The sequence below is a fragment of the Shouchella shacheensis genome, assembly GCF_001484965.1.
GTDB lineage: Bacteria > Bacillota > Bacilli > Bacillales > Bacillaceae_D > Shouchella > Shouchella shacheensis.
This window is the reverse complement of the sequence record NZ_LLYY01000003.1, coordinates 220,057-237,535: the sequence shown is the minus strand read 5'-3', so window position 1 is coordinate 237,535 and position 17,479 is coordinate 220,057. Positions and strand designations below refer to the sequence as shown.

Here is a 17,479-nt window from a genome sequence, read left to right as displayed (position 1 = left end):
GGGATACAGCTGTTACTCTATCTACTCGATCCCAAAGAATTCTTCGGCTTTCTTGAGGTATTTCTGGTCCTCTGGAGCCATTTCGTATTCTTCTACAATCGCATCAACCGGACAAACGCCCTGACAAGCGCCGCAGTCGATACAAATATCAGGATTAATGTAGAACTGATCTTCGCCTTCTTCGATACAATCCACCGGACAGACGTCGACGCACTCTCCAGCCTTTTCCCCAATACATGGGCTCAAGATCACAAATGACATCTCTATGCACTCCTTATAGTACTTGAATTATTTAGCAACCCTTACATACGCTCCACTTACGTTGAAGCCTTCAGCAAAGAATTGTAGTTAGACTACTTGTTCTTAGCATACACGTCCCAATTAAAAACTTAAAGGGGTTCAATGCAAAAAATCCGCTTTTCCTATTTATCCACACGGGGGCGCTCTGCCAGCATCGGTAACTGAATCGATTCCACCGTTGGCATCGTGATATCCATCCATTGACTTGCTAGCTCGCGAAAATGAACGGCGCCTCCAGTCGTAAAAAAGCGATGTACTGGCTTGTCTCCTGACTTCCGCTGGATGTTATGATGAAAAAGCAAACTGCTCACTTCCCGCGCGGTTTCTTCCCCGGAAGAGATAACAGCAACTGCCCGCGGTAGATGAGAAGCAATAACCTCTTTTAGTAAAGGGTAATGTGTGCAGCCTAAGATCAACGCATCGAAGTCGAATGCTCCCAGTGGCTCAAGCGATTCACGAACAACACGTTCTGCTTCGTCTCCAGAGAAAATGCCCTGTTCAACGAGCGGAACAAATAAGGGGCATGCTAAGCTTTCCACTTGGACGTCGCTATTAATTTCCTGAAGAGCGATGGCATAGGCGTTGCTTAAAATCGTACCGGTGGTCCCTATCACGGCAATATGCTGTCTGGCACTTGCCTGTATGGCACTCGTTGCTCCTGGCTGAATAACACCAACAACTGGAACCTCCAGTCTTTCTCTTGCTTCTTCTAACACAACCGCGGTTGCCGTATTGCACGCGATTACGACCATTTTTACATTCTCTCGCTGTAGTCTGGCAATCATTTCCCATGTAAACGTTCGAACTTCTTCCATGGTACGTGGACCATACGGACATCTCGCCGAATCGCCAATGTAGACAATTTCCTCTTTGGGCAGCTGTCGCATAATTTCTGCGACCACCGTAAGCCCGCCCAGACCTGAATCGATCACTCCTATAGGTCTACTCAAACGCTTATCCTCTCCATCTATGATCTCATCAGGAGCGTACTTCTCGCTGTTCTATCATCGTTCGTAACAGGAGCGAAAGATTTTTTTCTAGGTCATCGACTTGTTCGCCCGAAAACTGATCCAGCATCTCCGCCAAATAATCCTGACGTTTGAGAATGACTTCACGTATGATCACTTGCCCTTTTTCAAGCAGGTGGATTCGAACAACTCGACGGTCCTGTTTATCTTTCACGCGCTCCACAAGCTCATTTTTTTCCATCCGGTCAACCAAATCGGTCGTTGTGCTGCAAGCCAAATGCATTTTTTCAGAAAGCTCACCTATCGTCATATCACCATATTCATTTAACCATTGAAGCGCCACAAACTGCGGAGCTGTAATCGGAAAGTGTGCCAAAATCTCTCGCCCTTTTTGCTTCACCAAATCCGCAATTCTCCGTAGTGACCTTTCAATATCTTCAATCTGGCGGTGGTCCTCATTGTGAAGATCTTCCACTATCATCCCCCCATTTTTAACAGACTCCAACAGAGCTCTTCCTTTTTAGCCTCTACTTTACTGTCTTTATTGTACAGAAAAAAAGACGTAACGACACCCACATGCGTTAAACGTTTGTGACATGGTTTGGTCAATCAACAATTAGGTGAACTTGCAAAGAATTCCGTTCAGAACGAAAGGGCAGACCGTTTAAACGACTGCCCTTGTTCGCTTATTTTGACCCGTACGCATCAACCACGAGCTGTTCCACGGCATCCGCGGTGTCTTCGTTCAGTGCATCTTTTGCAAACCTAGCCAGTTCTGCTTTTGAGAGCCCAGAAAGCTGGCTGCGCGCAGGTAAAATAGATGTGGCACTCATGCTGAACTCATCGAGACCGAGCCCTAGGAGGAGCGGGATGGCAACTTCATCCCCCGCCATTTCTCCGCACATTCCAACCCATTTCCCTTCTGCATGAGCCGCTTTAATAACCATATCAACCAGCCGCAAGATCGCTGGATGGTACGGCTGGTACAAATAGGAGACACGCTCGTTCATACGGTCCGCTGCCATTGTGTACTGAATCAAGTCGTTTGTTCCAATACTGAAGAAATCCACTTCTTTAGCAAATTGCTCAGCGGCAACGGCGGTAGATGGAATTTCAACCATAATGCCGACTTCCATGTCTTTTGATACATTCATGCCTTCAGACTCTAGCTTGTCTCTTTCTTCATCAAGAAGGTGCTTGGCTTGACGGAGCTCTTCAAGAGAAGCAATCATTGGGAACATGACCTTCAAATTCCCGTGCGCACTGGCTCTGAGCAGAGCACGAAGTTGATCGCGGAAAATGTCCTGGCGTTCAAGGCAAAGACGAATCGCCCGGAATCCTAGAAATGGATTAAGTTCTTCGGGCAAATCAAGATACGGAAGCTCTTTATCGCCCCCGATGTCAAGCGTCCGAATGACCACTGGCTTCCCTTCCATGCGCTCAACAACTTCCTTGTAAGCTTGGTATTGTTCTTCTTCGCTTGGAAGTTCACTGCGACCCATGTATAAAAACTCTGTACGGTACAGACCGATTCCTTCTGCGCCGTTATTAATGACCCCTTCTAAATCGTTAGGGGTACCGATGTTGGCAGCAAGCTCCACGTGCTGCCCATCCAGCGTTGTGGTTCTCTTGTTGACAAGCTTGGCCCATTCTTCTTTTTGCTTTTGAAAATCCGCCTGCTTTTGCTTATATTGATCTAGTTCTTCGTTGGAAGGTTCAACAATCACATGCCCATCAATGCCGTCAACGATAACCGTCATTCCATTTTTTATCGTTGTTGTTGCTTCTTTTGTCCCAACAACTGCTGGGATCTCGAGAGAGCGTGACATGATGGCTGAGTGGGAAGTGCGCCCGCCGATGTTTGTCGCAAACCCTTTGATGACTTGGGGGTTTAACTGAGCCGTATCAGATGGCGTCAAATCGTTTGCGATAATAATGGTGTCCTCTGTGATCGCCGCTAAAGAAACCACTTCAATTCCTAGAAGATGACCAAGCACGCGTCGAGAGACATCGCGAATATCTGCCGCCCGCTCTTTCATGTATTCGTTGTCCATGTTCTCAAACATCGAAATGAACATGTCTGCTACTTCATTTAGCGCATGCTCTGCTGTGGCACGGTCATCTTTAATTTTCCCTTTGACTGCCTCAACGAGCTCTGGATCACTAAGGACAAGTAAATGAGCAGAGAAAATCTCTGCTTTGTCTTCTCCAAGCTCTTCAAGAGCCTTCTGTTTAATTGCTGAAAGCTCGTCTCGAGAAGTCGCAAGCGCTTCTTCTAAACGAGTACCTTCCTTTTCTGCGTCTTCAGCAGTTTTGTTTCTAATTGTAAAATCAGGCTCTTCATGAACAAAAGCCTTAGCAACGGCTACTCCGGAAGAAGCCGCAATGCCAGACAAAGAGTGACGCATGAATTATTCCCCTAACCCTTCTTTAATAACCTCTTCAACAGCAACAAGTGCTTCATCCGCATCAGAACCTTCCGCTTTAATTAACACTTCTGCCCCTTGCCCAACACCAAGTGACATCACACCCATAATGGACTTTAAGTTTACGGATTTCCCTTTGTACTCTAACGTAATATCCGAAGAGAATTGACCCGCTTTGTTCACAAGCTGTGTTGCCGGACGCGCATGAATTCCAGTCTCTGCGGTAATTGTAAAAGTTTTTTCAGCCATTTGAATCCCTCATTTCTATTTTTTATCCTTCTATAAAGTTTACATTTAGCCCAAGCGGAACTTTCTGTACGCTGTACCACCTACTCGCTCCTTTGCGCATGTAAGCGTCAACCAACCTGAAGTCAGAAATCGACGTACACACAGACGCAGATCTTTCATGGCAAGTAGTATACCCTGCCATGGAGACCTTTACCCTCGCTATGACACCGATGCATCTGTTCCCCACTACTAGGCGTGCTACATGGTCACGATGCTCCATCTCCATTCACGCTCCATAGGCTCTAAGAAACACCGTTATTATAGCATGCAGCCCCTCCGCTTTCAACAAAATAAGCCTTTTCTCTTGGACCTTCACCACTTTTCAACAAATCGACAGAGAAAGGCACAACCGTCCAAACTGAATCAGGAACGCAATAGTTCTCACACCCCTCGAGCCGCACACATATACTGTCATGACTAAAACCTTCTTGGGTCGTTCTCAAGACCTGCTCTTAGCCTGGCATGAAGGAGTGAACATATTGAAAGGAGCAGACTTCGGACCTAAACCTTTGCTTACCAAAAGGGAACGCGAAGTATTCGAACTACTCGTCCAAGATCAGACAACAAAAGAAATTGCTGACAAACTATTTATTAGTGAAAAAACCGTTCGCAATCATATTTCCAACACAATGCAGAAGCTTGGAGTCAAGGGGCGCTCTCAAGCGGTTATTGAACTCATCCGACTAGGGGAATTAACGATATAACTCGAAAAGCGAAGGCGCCCCACTCACGAGCGACAAGTTCTGGAGCGACGGCAGATCGAGTCCGCACTTGACTTGAATTGGCGGCGTGAAGAAACCTCGAGCGAGTGGGCGCCGCAACTAGACAAGAAAAACGCAGACGGGTTGATCAGGAGCGACAATTTTGGAGGCCTGACAAAGATCTCGAAGCTCCTACCCGTCAGTGTTAGAAAGAAGGCCTGCTAGAATGTTTAGCAGGCCTTCTTTACGTAATCAACGTGATGAACGGTGTTTACCTAGAAGTTAGACGGTTCAAACTCTCTTCGTCGAGCGGGCTTGGCTTGCCGTTTTCTCTCTCAACCTGCACCACTCTACCTCGCCCTGTGAAGCAGAGCTCTTCCTCATGGACACAGACATAGTGTAGTTCTATGGAAGAAGAACCGATCCGAGCGACTTTGACGCCCACTTCGAGCGTATCGCCGTATTTCATTTGCCGGAAGTAGTCGCACTGAAGATCCCCGGTTACAATCATGTGCACCGCCCGATCCCGTGTCCAGTCTTCCATCAAACCACAAGCTTCAAAAAACTGCAACCTTACTTGCTCAAAATAAAGAAAGGCAACCGAATTATTAACGTGTCCGAAAGCGTCTGTTTCTGCAAAACGAACGTCAATGGTTGTAAAAAACGAAAAATCGGCCTTCCAACTTGCAAAATTGTCGATATAGTTAGGGAGTCTCAATAACGAATCGCTCCTTTTGAAAATACTGAAAAGCGCAGGCGGGTCGCCTAGAAGCTCGGATTTTGGAAGGCCTGCTACTCGCAATCACGGTTTTGGATTTCGGTGCAGGACTGAAAAATCCCGAGCTTCTTCCCGCCGGAGCTAGACAAGAGGGACTGCCAGATCGTTCCGCAGTCCCTCGCTCTATTAAATGCTTCCAAAGAAATTTTTAAACGATTGAAGCGTTGTTGATCGATTCAGTGCAGCAATAGACGTGGTAAGCGGGATTCCTTTCGGACAAGACTCTACGCAGTTTTGCGAGTTCCCACAGTTTGCTAAACCACCGTCGGTCATAAGCGCTTCGAGGCGCTCCTCTTTGTTCATGTCACCCGTTGGATGCGCATTAAACAACCGCACTTGCGAGAGGGCAGCTGGTCCAATAAAGTCCGAATTTGAGTTAACATTCGGGCAGGCTTCTAGACAAACGCCACAGGTCATACATTTCGAAAGCTCATAGGCCCATTGACGACGCTTCTCTGGCATTCTTGGACCTGGACCAAGATCGTATGTCCCATCAATCGGAATCCACGCCTTTACTTTTTTCAAGGAGTCGAACATACGATTCCGATCGACAATCAAGTCACGAACAATCGGAAAGGTTTTCATTGGCTCAAGACGTATTGGTTGTTCTAGCTTGTCAACTAAAGCCGTACATGATTGCTGAGGCTTGCCGTTAATAACCATAGAGCAGGCGCCGCAAACTTCCTCTAAACAGTTCATATCCCAAGCCACTGGTGTTGTTTTTTCGCCCTTGGCATTTACAGGATTGCGGCGAATTTCCATTAAGCACGAAATGACGTTAAGGTTCGGGCGATAGTCAAGCGTAAACTCTTCATCGTAAGCAGGAGCATCTGGACCATCCTGACGCTTTACAATGAACATGATCGCTTTGTCACTCATTTTTGACCAGCTCCTTGTTTTTTCTGAGAATAGTCTCGTTTCCGCGGTTTAATCAATGATGTGTCGACTTCCTCAAATTCAAAATCAGGCGCTCCTGTTTTTGGATTGTACCAGGCTTTGGTCGTCTTTAAGAAGTCTTCGTCGTTACGATCTGGAAAGTCCGGCTTAAAGTGTGCGCCGCGGCTTTCATTACGATTATAGGCACCAAGAGTAATTACTCGAGCAAGATTCATCATTCCTTCAAACTGCCGTGTGAAGTTCGCTCCCTGGTTGCTCCATTTGGCTGTATCATTGATGTTAATTTTCTTGTACCGTTCCATCAATTCTTGTATTTTCTCATCGGTTTGCAAAAGCTTATCATTGTGGCGAACAACCGTTACATTGTCTGTCATCCATTCACCGAGTTCTTTATGCAGCACGTAGGCGTTCTCATCCCCGTCCATGCTTAGAATCGAATTAAATTTTTCCTGTTCTTTCTTCACTTCGTTCTCGAATACGGAGGAAGAAGTAGAATCAGCGGTCCTCTCAAGGCCGTTCATATAGTCCACGGCTTTCGGTCCTGCCACCATTCCTCCGTAAATCGCCGATAGGAGGGAATTGGCTCCAAGACGGTTGGCTCCGTGTTGAGAATAATCACACTCACCCGCCGCGAACAGACCTGGAATATTGGTCATTTGATCATAATCAATCCACATTCCACCCATGGAATAGTGAACCGCCGGAAAGATCTTCATCGGAACTTTACGAGGGTCATCGCCCATGAACTTCTCATAAATTTCAATGATGCCGCCAAGTTTAATGTCAAGTTCTTTCGAGTCCTTATGAGAAAGGTCAAGATACACCATGTTCTCTCCGTTAATCCCCAGTCCTTCGTTGACACAGACTTGGAAAATCTCACGCGTGGCAATATCACGCGGAACAAGGTTCCCATACGCCGGATACTTTTCTTCAAGAAAATACCATGGCTTCCCATCCTTATACGTCCAGACTCGTCCTCCCTCGCCCCGAGCCGACTCACTCATAAGACGAAGCTTATCGTCTCCCGGGATTGCTGTCGGGTGAATTTGGATAAACTCTCCATTCGCATATGCAACGCCCTGCTCATACAGCTTCGCAGCAGCATAACCAGTATTAATCATTGAATTTGTGGACTTGCCAAAAATAATTCCTGGTCCGCCAGTCGCCACAATGACCGCGTCAGCGGCAAAGCTTTTAATTTCTGCAGAATTTAGCTCTTGCGCTGTGATCCCTCGGCACACGCCTTCATCATCAATAACAGCCGATAGAAATTCCCAGCCCTCGTATTTCGTCACAAGGCCTTGAACTTCGTAACGGCGCACTTGCTCATCAAGCGCATATAAAAGCTGCTGACCGGTTGTAGCCCCAGCAAACGCTGTTCGATGGTGCTGAGTACCACCGAAACGGCGAAAATCTAGCAGGCCTTCAGGCGTGCGGTTAAACATAACGCCCATGCGGTCCATCAGATGAATAATTCCGGGCGCTGCTTCCGTCATCGCCTTTACTGGTGGTTGATTGGCTAAGAAATCCCCGCCGTACACGGAATCATCAAAATGCTCATAAGGAGAGTCCCCCTCCCCTTTTGTATTAACAGCTCCGTTTATGCCACCTTGTGCACAAACAGAGTGAGAACGTTTCACAGGTACAATGGAGAATAAATCTACCGGCACCCCTTTTTCTGCTGCTTGTATGGTCGCCATTAGGCCAGCGAGACCGCCACCTATGACGGAAATTCTTCCTTTACTCATGAAGTTCCACTCCCTATGTGTTCGCTATATCCGGTTTAAACAAAAGCCAATGCGGCGGCTACGCCTACATACGTTAGCGCCAAGAAAATTATAGCTGAAACGTACGTCATAATACGCTGTGAACGCGGGCTTACCGTAATCCCCCAAGAAACAGCGAAAGACCATAGTCCGTTCGCAAAGTGGAATGTCGCAGAGACAACCCCTAAAATATAGAATGCAAGCATAAATGGGTTAGATAAAATATCCGCCATGAAATTAAAACTTATCTCTTCCCCTAAAAATACGGACTGAAACCAAGTGTCATAGACGTGCCAAGTAATAAAGACTAATAGAATCACACCGGTAACACGTTGAAGAAAGAACATCCAGTTACGAAAAAACCCGTAGCGGGAGGTGTTACTTTTGGATGTGAAGGCTATATAGACGCCGTAAATCGCATGAAAAAGAATTGGCAAGAAAATAATAAAAGCCTCTAAGACATGACGAAATGGCAGACTCTCCATAAAGTGAACCGCCTGGTTAAATGCCTCTGGCCCCCGCGTGGCAAAATGGTTGACCACTAAATGCTGTGTTAAAAATACTCCTATGGGAATGACCCCAAGTAGTGAATGAATCCTACGGTTAATATACTCCGAATTTCCAGCCATACGCGTTCCCTCCACGATAGTTTTGCTGCCTTCTCCTACCCGTTTGTTTGCTTGTTTTTATTCTCTCTTATAACTGGACCCCCTGATCATTTTCTCCAACCGCACTGCTGAGTCAAAAAGTCTCTCTCTGATTCTTTTAAAGTGATTTGACACATTTATTTTACCCTTATGCCAATAAATCGTCAAGAAAACGGATTCAGTTTCTATTGATTTATGGGGGTTTACTACCATTCTTATTTTGTAAGAACGGAGGGCATGAAAGCCATTTCCACGTCTCTTTAGTTGGCTCCCCTCCCTTTCAAAAATCAACCTTTCGCTCGCTATTCGTTAAAAAGTTCTACTGACAAACGTTTTGGATAAAGGTAAGATAGATAACAGAGATCAAGTCTTTTACTCGAGGTGTTCTTCATGAATGAAAGCAAAGAGTGCCATTTCGCCTATGACCTTATTCGAAATGACGTACTAAAAGACCTGTTAGGAACTGAGCACGATTCTCTCCTCTACTGGATCGGCAAGACGCTTGCAAGAAAATATCCAGTAGAAACGCTTGAGGAGGCCGTTGAGTTTTTCGCCAAAGCGGACTGGGGGAAGCTTGAGCTTACGAAAGAACGCAAGCAAGAGAAATCCTATCAGCTTGAGGGCGAGTGGATGGGCCGAGGGGACGATCGCTGTTATCAACTTGAAGCTGGCTTTCTCGCTGAGATTAACGAGCAATGGAGCAACACTGTCTCCGTCGCCTTCTATACAGTGAAACGAAATTTCGTTCAAATCACGGTGCATTCGGACCGTCGAGATTTCATAGAGTCTTAAGTGGATAACGTTTGAAGAACTTGGGAATGCACCAGGAACCAGGGTGGTTCAACGGATCCTCACTCGAATACTGCGGATTGCGCCAGTCGCTTCCATATTGGGAACTGCTCCATTTCTCTGGTCCTCCTTTTTCACTACACCACCAAACAGTGAAAGCCACCGGCTCTAAGAACTCGGTGGCTAGTTTTCATTCAGAGCATCAATAACTTTTTTGGCAATGGATGCAGGAATGCCATGCGTTTGCATGTCTTCAACCGTTGCTTCCCGCATCTTTTTCACGGAACCGTAGGCTTTTAAAAGGATGCGCTTTCGCTTTTCTCCTACTCCCGGAATGTGATCCAGTTTGGATTGAAAAAAGCTTTTCGAGCGTGTTTGCCTGTGAAACGTAATGGCAAACCGATGGACCTCATCTTGAACTCGTTGAAGTAAATAAAACTCGTGGCTGTCGCGCTTAAGCGGAACACCAACAGGGGGGGCCCCCATAAGCAACTGCGAGGTCCGGTGTTTATCATCTTTGGCAAGCCCGCACACGGGAATTTCTAGTCCTAGCTCGTCCTCTAAGATTTCTTTAGCCGCGGCAATTTGCCCCGCCCCACCATCTATGACAATCAAATCCGGCAGCGCCGCTCCTTCCTTGAGCAAGCGCACGTAGCGCCTCCTGACAACTTCACGCATTGAGGCGTAGTCGTCAGGTCCCTGTACAGACTTAATTTTGTATTTGCGGTAGCCTTTCCGATGTGGCTTTCCATTCACAAATGTCACCATTGCTGATACAGGATCCACACCTTGAATGTTCGAATTGTCAAAGGCTTCAATTCGGTAAGGCGGTGCAATGCTCATCGCTTCACCCAGACGTTCGACCGCCTTTACCGTTCGTTCCTCATCCCGTTCAATAATGGAGAATTTCTCCTTTAATGCAATGGAAGCATTCTCTTCAGAAAGCGCAAGCAGTGACTTTTTCTGGCCACGTTTTGGTTGGAGCACGCGAAGGTCGAGAAGCTCGCTTAGCAAATGGGCATCGACCGATTCGGAAACAAGGATCTCTTTAGGTTTGATATGCTCTTTTTCCAGATAAAACTGGGCAATGAATGTCAAGAGCTCTTCAGGCGCTTCTTGGTAGAAAGGAAAAATGGACACATCCCGCTCAATCAATTGTCCCTGGCGTATAAAAAAGACTTGAACACACATCCACCCTTTGTCATACGTATAGCCGAAGACATCCCGATCCGTGTTGTCGTTGATCGACATCTTCTGCTTTTCCATGACCTGTTCAAGTTGCGCAATCGTGTCTCTTAATTCCTTGGCACGTTCAAAATCTAGGTCGTCTGCCGCTTTCTCCATCTTTTCTTTTAACTTGTTTTTCACATCGGTATGTCCATTCTTTAGAAATCGGCTGATCTCCGAGACCATTTGCTCATTCTGTTCCTGTGTCACTTCATACACACACGGCGCCAAGCACTGACCGATGTGGTAGTACAAGCAGACATGGTCGGGCATCTTTCGGCATTTCCTGAGAGGATAAAGACGGTCGAGCAGCTTCTTTGTTTCACTCGCAGCCCCAGCGTTCGGATAAGGTCCGAAATATTTTCCTCCGTCTTTTCTGACTTGCCTTGTAATGATCAGCCTAGGATGCTCTTCCTTTGTTATCTTTAAATACGGATAGGACTTATCGTCTTTAAGAAGCACATTGTATTTGGGGTCGTGCTTTTTAATTAAGTTCAGCTCCAGAATGAGCGCCTCGATGTTCGAGGAGGTGACAATGTATTCAAAATCGACAATTTCTCCCACAAGACGCTGGGTCTTGCCATCGTGACTCCCTGTGAAATACGAACGCACGCGATTCTTAAGCACTTTCGCTTTTCCTACATAAATGACCGTTCCTTGGCGATCCCTCATGAGATAACAGCCTGGTTTATCTGGCAGAACCGCAAGTTTTTCTTTCAAGTGGGTGTTCATCTCGTCCCCCTTTTACAACTAATACCATAAAGCTACCCGCCGGAGCTGGACAAAAAAATCCGTCTCTCTAAGAGAAGACGGATTTTCAAGAAACAACTACATTTGTTTGTTCAGAAGCTCTTCAATCGCTTCTTTTGGTTGAAATCCAACCGCTTTGTCGACGACTTCTCCATCTTTGAGCACAAGCAGTGTCGGAATGCTCATCACGCTATATTTTCCAGCAGTTTCCTGGTTCTCATCAACATCGAGCTTTACAATTTTTGCTTTGTCCCCAAGCTCACCGTCAAGTTCTTCAAGGACTGGTGCAATCATTTTACAAGGGCCACACCAAGGTGCCCAAAAGTCAACGAGGACAACGCCCTCTTTTGTTTCTTCTGTAAACGACTGATCTGTTGCATTTACAATTGCCATTTTTATGATCCCCTTTCATTCTAAATTCTTTGCCAGTATACCACTATCTGCAGAAGCAATGGAAACATCTTGCTTATGAATTTTGCTCACACCGCTCCTTTTTCTGTTTATAGGTTTCCCCTTATTGTTCCGTGATAAACAGCAGATTGCCTAACACGCTTTACGCGCTAATGTAGGCTCAGGAAACCGAATTGCGCAGGCAGGTCGCTTAGAAGTGCGAATTCTGGAGATCTTACAAAAAATACCTCCCATGATTTTGTTGTCAGATCGAAAAATCTCGACGCTTCTACCCGCCGATGCTTGAAAAAAAGAAGCCACCTGCTTCCCAGCAAGCGGCTCCTCCCTTATTTAGAAGCGACAACTCCTTTAAGTTCTTCCGTAAGCAGAGGAACAATCTCAAATAAATCCCCAACGATACCGTAGTCTGCTACCTCAAAAATAGGCGCTTCCGGATCTTTGTTAATCGCTACGATCACTTTCGAGTTGGACATCCCCGCTAAATGTTGAATCGCTCCTGATAATCCAATTGCGAAATAAAGATCGGGGGTGACGACTTTGCCCGTTTGACCAATTTGCAAGGAATAATCACAGTATTCAGCGTCACACGCTCCCCGTGAAGCGCCAACAGCTCCTCCTAAAAGTTCTGCAAGTTCTTCAAGTGGCTTAAACCCTTCTTCGCTTTTCACGCCACGTCCACCAGCAATGATGATATTGGCTTCGGATAAATCGACGCCACCTGTCGCTTTTTTCACAACATCTTTTACAACAGAACGCAAGTCCTGGATATCTACGGATAGTGCTTCTGTATCCCCCGCCCTAGCTGAATCAGGCTCATTGGCCGGGATGTTATTCGGGCGAATGGTGACAATGAGCGGGCCATCACCAACAGGCTTTTTCTTTTCGAAAGCCTTTCCAGAATATATCGGTCGTGTAAAGGCTGGCTGCTCGCCGCCCTCTATTCCAACCACGTCTGAGATAAGGGCCGCGTCCATTTTTACCGCTAGGCGCGGAGAGACATCTTTCCCGATCGATGTATGACCTAGGACGACAATGTCCGGGTTTTCTTTATCAAACACTTGCAAATACGCTTGCTTGTAGGCATCCGTCGTATACTGCGTTAAATCTGCGTGTTCAATAGCAATCACACGGTCGGCACCATAGCTAATCAGGTCGCTTGCCAACCCCTCTGCTCCGTCTCCTGCAACCACTCCTACGATTTCTCCGCCATTTGTGAGCTGCCCAGCAGCTGCAATGGCTTCAAAGGATACATTTCGTAATTCCCCGTTTCGTGCTTCCGCAAGAACAACTGTTTTTTTCGCCATAAGTGTCTCTCCTCCTTATATCACTTTTGCTTCAGATTTTAGCAATGACACAAGCTCTCTCACTTGATCCGCCGTCTCGCCTTCAAGCTTTTTGCCTGCTTGTTTTTCTGGTGGCAGGAAGACTTCAACAGTTGTTGTTTTTGCTTCCACATCCTCTTCTTCCACTTCGAGATCATCCAAGTCCAGCGTTTCAAGAGGCTTCTTTTTCGCCTTCATGATGCCGGGCAGGGATGGGTAACGCGGGTCATTTAAGCCCTGCTGAGCAGTAACGAGAAGCGGAAGCGAGACTTCAACCGTTTCTTCATCCCCTTCGACATCGCGTACAATGGTTGCTGTTGTTCCAGCAACGTCGATGTTTGTAATCGTTGTCACTTGAGCGATATCAAGAAGCTCGGCCAGTCGAGGTCCGACTTGACCACTTCCCCCGTCAACAGCCACGTTTCCTGCGAGAATGATGTCGACTTCTTGGTCCTTGAAATAAGCATGGAGTAGCGAAGCCGTTGTAAAGGGATCGCTTTCTTCCACTTCTTCACGATCTATGAGAACAGCTTTATCGGCCCCCATTGCAAGTGCTGTGCGCAGCTGCTTTTCCGCATCTTCTTCGCCAACGGTGACAACGGTAACTTCGCCGCCATGTTCGTCGCGCAATACAAGCGCTTCTTCTACTGCGTACTCATCATAAGGATTGATAATGAATTCGGCTCCATCTTCCTGAATACGTCCGTTTGAAATCGTGATTTTCTCCTCTGTGTCAAACGTTCGTTTTAAAATGACAAAAATGTTCATGCATGCCCCTCCTAATTGAATTCATTTACTTTCCCTGAAATGTAGGCTTTCGTTTATCGATGAATGCCTGTACTCCCTCTTTACGATCTTCCGTGTCAAAGACCTCACCAAACTTATTCGCTTCCTGCTTCAACCCCTCTTCAAGTGGCCCGTCACTGTAACGAAGCAAATCAAGAACGCATTTGGTTGTAAGCGGACTCTTTTGGGCAATCTTGCGTGCAAGTTTTTCAGCCTCATCTTGGAGAGACTGTTCAGGATGAAGACTGTTGATGAGCCCTAATGCGTGACCTTCTGCTCCCGTCATCGGTTCACTTGTTAACATTAGCTCTAGTGCTTTCGCTTTACCAACAAGCTTCGGTAAGCGCTGCGTGCCGCCAAATCCCGGGATTAACCCTAGATTCAGTTCCGGAAGACCGAGCTTTGTGTCTTCCGTTGCAAGACGAATATGGCAAGCCATTGCAAGTTCAAGCCCTCCACCAAGCGCTGCTCCATGGATAGCGGCTATCACAGGTTTTGGGCAGTTCTCAATATTGCTAAACGTTTTCTGTCCACCGGTAGCAAGCGATTTGAATTCCTCTGTGTTTTCCACCTGAGTAAATTCCTTAATATCGGCCCCGGCGGCAAAAAACCTGCCTTCTCCGCGAATAAGCACAGAGCGGATCGTCTCATCTTCATAAACCCTGTCAAAATGTTCGTCAAGCTCCTGAAGCACATCGCGTGCCAGTGCGTTTGCAGGAGGTCGATTCAACGTAATTCGTGCCACTCCTTTTTCTAAGGACCAAAGCGTGTAACTCATGTTTTCCCTCCTAATTTTAATCTTTAACGGAGCCCACCAAACCGTTTAACAGCATTTTCTGTACCGGTTCGGCTTGCTCCTTTAGCGGAAATTTCCCTTCAGCCATCACCCAGTTTGTGACCACTTCATCCAGCGTGCCAAAAATCATTTGCCTTGCTAGCCGAACGTCAATCTCCGCGGAAAAGTATCCGCTTTCTTTCCCTTCTGTTATCAATTCGTCTAGCAACGACAAATACCCTTTTAAGATTTGATTTATTTTTATACGTAGCTCTGTTTTGGACTGGCGCAACTCAAGCTGCGTGACAACGGCCATATGATAATCTTCTTCAAGCTGATTAAAATGGGCGGCAACCAGCAGCTTGATCTTTTTATTTATCGCTCCCTCTTCGGCAAGATGTGAACGTATCTTCTCCACAAAAACCCCCATCTTTTTCTCAAAAAGAGAGGTCAATATGTCTTCTTTGTTTTTAAAATATAAGTAGATGGTTCCATCCGCCACTCCTGCTTCCTTGGCGATCTTCGAAACTTGAGCTTGATGAAACCCGTGTTTTGCGATAACAATCACAGCCGCATCAATAATTTGCTCGTACTTCTGCCCTTTTTTCTTGCTCACTAGTATCTCTCCTTCTCGAACTATGAATGAATGATCATTCATATAGTTAAAGTGTACCCCTTTTCCTCTCGTTTGTCAATCACGTCCATTCACAACACGTGCCGCATTTTTTCTTTCACCCAACAAAACCTCCTTTGCAGGTATCGGGGTACATGCAAAGGAGGTCTAGGTCATGCTTCCTTTTTTTCGGATTCCTTTCTATTGTCCAGTTCTTCAATAAGGGCCCGTTTTAAGACTTTGCCGACAAGCGTTTTTGGTAGTTCTTCCCGAAATTCATAAATGCGGGGGATTTTATAGGCCGCTAGGCTTTTGCGACAGTAGGCTTCTAGGTCCGCCTCGGTCGTCTGTGCTCCGCTCTTCAAAACCACGAATGCTTTCACCGTCTCCCCGCGGTATTCATCAGGTACACCAATGACTGCCGCCTCCATCACAGCCTCATGCTCATAAAGCACTTCTTCCACTTCACGAGGATAGATATTAAATCCGCCGGCGATGATCATGTCTTTCTTCCTGTCTACGATGTAAAAATAGCCTTCTTCATCCATTCGGCCCATATCTCCTGTCATGAACCAATCTCCTTTGAAGACTTGGGCCGTCGCTTCTGGACGATTCCAGTAGCCTTTCATTACTTGTGGTCCACGGACAGCGACTTCGCCCACTTCACCAACCTCTGCTTCTCCATCCCGTTCTATTGAATAAATCATCGCTTCGGTATCCGGCCATGGCAAGCCAATGCTTCCATTTTTCCGACGATCCCAAATTGGGTTCGAGATCGCCACCGGGGACGTCTCCGTTAAGCCGTACCCTTCCACAATTCGTCCCTTTGTTAAGCGTTCAAACGTTTGCTGGACCTCGAGCGGGAGAGCCGCGGAGCCACTAAGGCACGCCTTAATAGTTGTGAGATCGTATTTCTCAATGTTCGGGTGATTGATAAGAGCGATATACATGGTCGGTGCTCCCGGGAAGAGCGTAATTCGCTGTTTCTGGATCGTCTTCAGTACCTCCTCAGGGTCAAACTTCGGCACAAGCACCATGGTAGAGGCATTCATGACTGCTTGATTCATCACCGTTGTCATTCCATACACATGAAAGAATGGCAACGCAGCTAATATCCTTTCCTCAGCGGGTTTTGTTTGATAAGCCCATCTCATGCATTGGTACGTGTTGACGACTAAGTTTCTATGCGTCAGCATAACCCCTTTCGCTGGCCCTGTTGTCCCCCCGGTATACTGAAGGAGGGCTAGATCACCTCTGACATCCATGGTTTGTTCAACCTCTGACTCATTTCCTTCCTTAAGGAATGGCAAAAAGGCGATCGTACGCTCGTCGTAAAGGACTTCCACTTTCGGCGTTCCCTGTTTCTTCTGAACGAGGGGATACAGAACATTCTTCGGAAACGGCAGGTAATCTTTAATGCTCGTTACAATCACCGTCTCAAGCGACGTCCTCCCCCGAACGTTCAGCACACGCGGCATCACGAGATCAAGGCAAATAAGAACCTTTGCACCTGAATCATTGAGCTGATGCTCTAGCTCCCTTTCTACGTATAGGGGATTCGTTTGCACAACCACTGCCCCTGTCATTAACGCCCCGTAGTAACTGATGATTGCCTGTGGACAGTTGGCAAGCATGATGGCCACACGATCCCCTTTTTTTACATTGAGCGTCTCTAACTGGTTTGCGAACTTTAATGCCTCCCGGTAAAGTTCGCTGTACGTCATTCTTTTGCCCAAGAAGTGTATGGCTTCTTGCTCGGGGTAATTCTCTGCGGCAGCTTTCAAGAAATAATGCAATGGCTTCTCTTCGTATTCAAGTGACGGGGGTACCTGTTCCGGATAATGGGTTAACCACTTTTTTTCTACATGCTCCATGATGCTCCTCCTCGAATATCATGCTCCTCTCGCAAACGATCTCCTCTACGTCTATTGTATTGTAATCGCTTACACATTTGAATAGTTTTTTTCCCCTTTTTCGAAAAAAGTTGAAAAAGTTTCGAAAAGCGCAGGCGAGTTGCCGAGGAGGGAGGTCTTTG

Annotated in this window: 18 protein-coding genes; 2 read left to right on the top strand and 16 right to left on the bottom strand. The window is 46.6% G+C overall.

Features of this window, described 5'->3' with window-relative positions; translation table 11 throughout:
- Window positions 1-21: 21 nt before the first annotated feature.
- The 5 genes from AVZ68_RS07360 to AVZ68_RS07340 form a co-directional block, all read right to left on the bottom strand.
- Window positions 22-261: a ferredoxin family protein gene (locus AVZ68_RS07360; RefSeq protein ID WP_059103873.1), complete on the bottom strand. Its 240-nt coding sequence runs from the start codon at window positions 259-261 to the stop codon at window positions 22-24.
- A gap of 161 nt (window positions 262-422) precedes the next feature.
- A complete protein-coding gene (racE, locus tag AVZ68_RS07355; RefSeq protein ID WP_059103872.1) occupies window positions 423-1,250 on the bottom strand; it encodes a glutamate racemase in 828 nt (275 codons plus the stop codon).
- 28 nt (window positions 1,251-1,278) lie between these two features.
- Window positions 1,279-1,749 (bottom strand): MarR family winged helix-turn-helix transcriptional regulator, encoded by a 471-nt coding sequence (locus AVZ68_RS07350; protein ID WP_059104036.1) that lies wholly within the window; start codon window positions 1,747-1,749, stop codon window positions 1,279-1,281.
- 205 nt (window positions 1,750-1,954) lie between these two features.
- Complete coding sequence (ptsP, locus tag AVZ68_RS07345; RefSeq protein ID WP_059103871.1) at window positions 1,955-3,676, bottom strand: phosphoenolpyruvate--protein phosphotransferase; 1,722 nt, start codon at window positions 3,674-3,676, stop codon at window positions 1,955-1,957.
- Between the two features lie 3 nt (window positions 3,677-3,679).
- Window positions 3,680-3,943 carry a phosphocarrier protein HPr gene (locus AVZ68_RS07340; RefSeq protein ID WP_059103870.1) on the bottom strand — a complete coding sequence of 88 codons (264 nt, stop codon included), beginning with the start codon at window positions 3,941-3,943 and terminating at the stop codon, window positions 3,680-3,682.
- Window positions 3,944-4,461: 518 nt separating this feature from the next.
- On the opposite strand from AVZ68_RS07340, the gene AVZ68_RS07335 reads away from it, so the two are divergent.
- Window positions 4,462-4,686 (top strand): helix-turn-helix domain-containing protein, encoded by a 225-nt coding sequence (locus tag AVZ68_RS07335; protein WP_059103869.1) that lies wholly within the window; start codon window positions 4,462-4,464, stop codon window positions 4,684-4,686.
- A 268-nt stretch (window positions 4,687-4,954) separates the two neighbouring features.
- Here the strand turns inward: AVZ68_RS07335 and AVZ68_RS07330 are convergent, their stop codons facing one another.
- The 4 genes from AVZ68_RS07330 to AVZ68_RS07315 form a co-directional block, all read right to left on the bottom strand.
- Window positions 4,955-5,401 (bottom strand): acyl-CoA thioesterase, encoded by a 447-nt coding sequence (locus AVZ68_RS07330; RefSeq protein ID WP_059103868.1) that lies wholly within the window; start codon window positions 5,399-5,401, stop codon window positions 4,955-4,957.
- A 186-nt stretch (window positions 5,402-5,587) separates the two neighbouring features.
- Window positions 5,588-6,340, bottom strand: coding sequence for a succinate dehydrogenase iron-sulfur subunit (gene sdhB, locus AVZ68_RS07325; RefSeq protein WP_059103867.1), 753 nt, complete (start codon window positions 6,338-6,340; stop codon window positions 5,588-5,590).
- Complete coding sequence (gene sdhA, locus AVZ68_RS07320) at window positions 6,337-8,106, bottom strand: succinate dehydrogenase flavoprotein subunit (protein WP_059103866.1); 1,770 nt, start codon at window positions 8,104-8,106, stop codon at window positions 6,337-6,339. The genes sdhB and sdhA overlap by 4 nt, the downstream gene beginning before the upstream one ends.
- Before the next feature lie 35 nt (window positions 8,107-8,141).
- A complete protein-coding gene (locus AVZ68_RS07315; protein ID WP_059103865.1) occupies window positions 8,142-8,753 on the bottom strand; it encodes a succinate dehydrogenase cytochrome b558 subunit in 612 nt (203 codons plus the stop codon).
- Window positions 8,754-9,161: 408 nt separating this feature from the next.
- On the opposite strand from AVZ68_RS07315, the gene AVZ68_RS07310 reads away from it, so the two are divergent.
- On the top strand, window positions 9,162-9,563 hold the full coding sequence (locus AVZ68_RS07310) for a YslB family protein (RefSeq protein ID WP_059103864.1): 402 nt from the start codon (window positions 9,162-9,164) through the stop codon (window positions 9,561-9,563).
- A 180-nt stretch (window positions 9,564-9,743) separates the two neighbouring features.
- On the opposite strand, the gene uvrC is transcribed toward AVZ68_RS07310, so the two are convergent.
- From uvrC to AVZ68_RS07275, 7 genes are all read right to left on the bottom strand, one after another.
- On the bottom strand, window positions 9,744-11,519 hold the full coding sequence (uvrC, locus tag AVZ68_RS07305) for an excinuclease ABC subunit UvrC (RefSeq protein WP_059103863.1): 1,776 nt from the start codon (window positions 11,517-11,519) through the stop codon (window positions 9,744-9,746).
- A 96-nt stretch (window positions 11,520-11,615) separates the two neighbouring features.
- Window positions 11,616-11,930 carry a thioredoxin gene (gene trxA, locus AVZ68_RS07300; protein WP_059103862.1) on the bottom strand — a complete coding sequence of 105 codons (315 nt, stop codon included), beginning with the start codon at window positions 11,928-11,930 and terminating at the stop codon, window positions 11,616-11,618.
- A 344-nt stretch (window positions 11,931-12,274) separates the two neighbouring features.
- Window positions 12,275-13,252: an electron transfer flavoprotein subunit alpha/FixB family protein gene (locus AVZ68_RS07295; RefSeq protein WP_059103861.1), complete on the bottom strand. Its 978-nt coding sequence runs from the start codon at window positions 13,250-13,252 to the stop codon at window positions 12,275-12,277.
- 15 nt (window positions 13,253-13,267) lie between these two features.
- A complete protein-coding gene (locus AVZ68_RS07290; RefSeq protein ID WP_059103860.1) occupies window positions 13,268-14,038 on the bottom strand; it encodes an electron transfer flavoprotein subunit beta/FixA family protein in 771 nt (256 codons plus the stop codon).
- 25 nt (window positions 14,039-14,063) lie between these two features.
- Window positions 14,064-14,834: an enoyl-CoA hydratase gene (locus AVZ68_RS07285; protein WP_059103859.1), complete on the bottom strand. Its 771-nt coding sequence runs from the start codon at window positions 14,832-14,834 to the stop codon at window positions 14,064-14,066.
- Window positions 14,835-14,850: 16 nt separating this feature from the next.
- Window positions 14,851-15,447 (bottom strand): fatty acid metabolism transcriptional regulator FadR, encoded by a 597-nt coding sequence (gene fadR / locus AVZ68_RS07280; RefSeq protein WP_437182684.1) that lies wholly within the window; start codon window positions 15,445-15,447, stop codon window positions 14,851-14,853.
- Between the two features lie 170 nt (window positions 15,448-15,617).
- The gene (locus AVZ68_RS07275; protein ID WP_059103857.1) at window positions 15,618-17,318 is read right to left on the bottom strand and encodes a long-chain-fatty-acid--CoA ligase; all 1,701 of its coding nucleotides are present in this window, start codon (window positions 17,316-17,318) and stop codon (window positions 15,618-15,620) included.
- Window positions 17,319-17,479: the final 161 nt, after the last annotated feature.

Excerpts from the sequence above, each read along its gene's own strand:
- AVZ68_RS07295 (WP_059103861.1), bottom strand. The coding sequence starts at position 13,252 with ATGGCGAAAAAAACAGTTGTTCTTGCGGAAGCACGAAACGGGGAATTA.
- AVZ68_RS07340 (WP_059103870.1), bottom strand. The coding sequence starts at position 3,943 with ATGGCTGAAAAAACTTTTACAATTACCGCAGAGACTGGAATTCATGCG.
- AVZ68_RS07285 (WP_059103859.1), bottom strand. The coding sequence starts at position 14,834 with ATGAGTTACACGCTTTGGTCCTTAGAAAAAGGAGTGGCACGAATTACG.
- AVZ68_RS07290 (WP_059103860.1), bottom strand. The coding sequence starts at position 14,038 with ATGAACATTTTTGTCATTTTAAAACGAACGTTTGACACAGAGGAGAAA.
- uvrC (WP_059103863.1), bottom strand. The coding sequence starts at position 11,519 with ATGAACACCCACTTGAAAGAAAAACTTGCGGTTCTGCCAGATAAACCA.
- AVZ68_RS07275 (WP_059103857.1), bottom strand. The coding sequence starts at position 17,318 with ATGGAGCATGTAGAAAAAAAGTGGTTAACCCATTATCCGGAACAGGTA.
- ptsP (WP_059103871.1), bottom strand. The coding sequence starts at position 3,676 with ATGCGTCACTCTTTGTCTGGCATTGCGGCTTCTTCCGGAGTAGCCGTT.
- AVZ68_RS07315 (WP_059103865.1), bottom strand. The coding sequence starts at position 8,753 with ATGGCTGGAAATTCGGAGTATATTAACCGTAGGATTCATTCACTACTT.
- sdhA (WP_059103866.1), bottom strand. The coding sequence starts at position 8,106 with ATGAGTAAAGGAAGAATTTCCGTCATAGGTGGCGGTCTCGCTGGCCTA.
- trxA (WP_059103862.1), bottom strand. The coding sequence starts at position 11,930 with ATGGCAATTGTAAATGCAACAGATCAGTCGTTTACAGAAGAAACAAAA.
- AVZ68_RS07310 (WP_059103864.1), top strand. The coding sequence starts at position 9,162 with ATGAATGAAAGCAAAGAGTGCCATTTCGCCTATGACCTTATTCGAAAT.
- sdhB (WP_059103867.1), bottom strand. The coding sequence starts at position 6,340 with ATGAGTGACAAAGCGATCATGTTCATTGTAAAGCGTCAGGATGGTCCA.
- AVZ68_RS07350 (WP_059104036.1), bottom strand. The coding sequence starts at position 1,749 with ATGATAGTGGAAGATCTTCACAATGAGGACCACCGCCAGATTGAAGAT.
- AVZ68_RS07360 (WP_059103873.1), bottom strand. The coding sequence starts at position 261 with ATGTCATTTGTGATCTTGAGCCCATGTATTGGGGAAAAGGCTGGAGAG.